At 62.4% G+C, this 1,303-nt stretch carries 1 protein-coding gene; it reads left to right on the forward strand.

The genetic code is table 11. From position 1 onward, the window contains the following. The coding region (locus EN964_RS34890) for an ABC transporter substrate-binding protein (protein WP_127277464.1) at positions 1-1,093 on the forward strand (1,093 nt) is incomplete at its 5' end. Positions 1,094-1,303: the final 210 nt, after the last annotated feature.

A 1,303-nucleotide genomic window follows, 5' to 3' on the forward strand; every position in this document is an offset into this window, starting at 1 on the left:
GAGCAGTGTGGTGCCGAAGCACATCTATGAGGTCGGCAAGATCGAGGACAACCCGGCCAACAACGCGCCCATCGGCACCGGACCGTTCAAATTCGGCGAGTACAAGGCCGGCCAATATTACCGGCTGACCAAAAACGCCGACTACTGGGGCAAGGACGAGCCCTATCTCGACGAGATCATCTATCAAGTGCTGCCGGATCGCACGTCAGCGGCGAGCGCGCTGGAGGCCGAGGAGATCCAGCTCGCAGCCTTTTCCGCCGTGCCGCTGGCCGACCTCGACCGCATCTCCAAGGTGCCGGGCCTGAAGGTGATCTCCAAGGGTTACGAAGGGCTGACCTATCAGCTCGTCGTCGAGATCAACCATCGCCGCAAGGAACTGGCCGACCTGAAAGTGCGGCAGGCGATCGCGCATGCCATCGACAAGGATTTCGTCGTCAAGACGGTGTTCCTCGGCTATGCCGCGACAGCCACCGGTCCGGTGCCGAAGAACGATCCGCAATTCTACACCGCCGACGTGCCGACCTATGCCTTCGACGTCGCCAAGGCCAACGCGCTGCTCGACGAGGCTGGCTACAAGAAAGGCGCCGACGGCAACCGCTTTTCGCTCAAGCTGCTGCCTGCGCCCTATTTCAACGAGACCAAGCAGTTCGGCGACTATCTGCGCCAGGCGCTCGCCGCCATCGGCATCGATGCTCAGCTGGTCAACAACGACTCGGCCGCGCACATCAAGGCGGTCTACACCGACCACGCCTTCGACCTCGCTGTCGGCCCGCCGGTGTTCCGCGGCGACCCGGCGATCTCGACCACCATCCTGGTGCAGAGCGGCATTCCGGACGGCGTGCCGTTCTCCAACCAGGGCGGCTACAAGAACGACGCGCTCGATGCGCTCATCGCCAAGGCATCGGAGACGCTCGATACATCAGCCCGCACCGACCTCTACAAGGAATTCCAGAAGGAGGTGGCCACCGACCTGCCGCTGATCAACGTCGCCGAATGGAGTTTTATCAGCGTCGCGCGCGACACCGTCGGCAACATCGCCAACAACCCGCGCTGGGCGGTGTCGAACTGGGCGGACACGTATTTGGAATCGTGACAGAATTGCGCGGATGAGAGTTCGCGAAATCAGCGTAGGCGTTGAGCCCTACGAGGCCCCCCTCTGTCCTGCCGGACATCTCCCCCTCAAGGGGGGAGATTGGCTGGCCGCACCGTCGGCTGATTTTCCTGCAGCGTCGAACATTGGCGAAACCATAAATGACTTCCGATCTCCCCCCTTGAGGGGGAGATGTCCGGCAGGACAGAGGGG

The organism is Mesorhizobium sp. M7A.F.Ca.CA.001.10.2.1 (genome assembly GCF_003998575.1).
Taxonomy (GTDB): Bacteria; Pseudomonadota; Alphaproteobacteria; order Rhizobiales; family Rhizobiaceae; genus Mesorhizobium.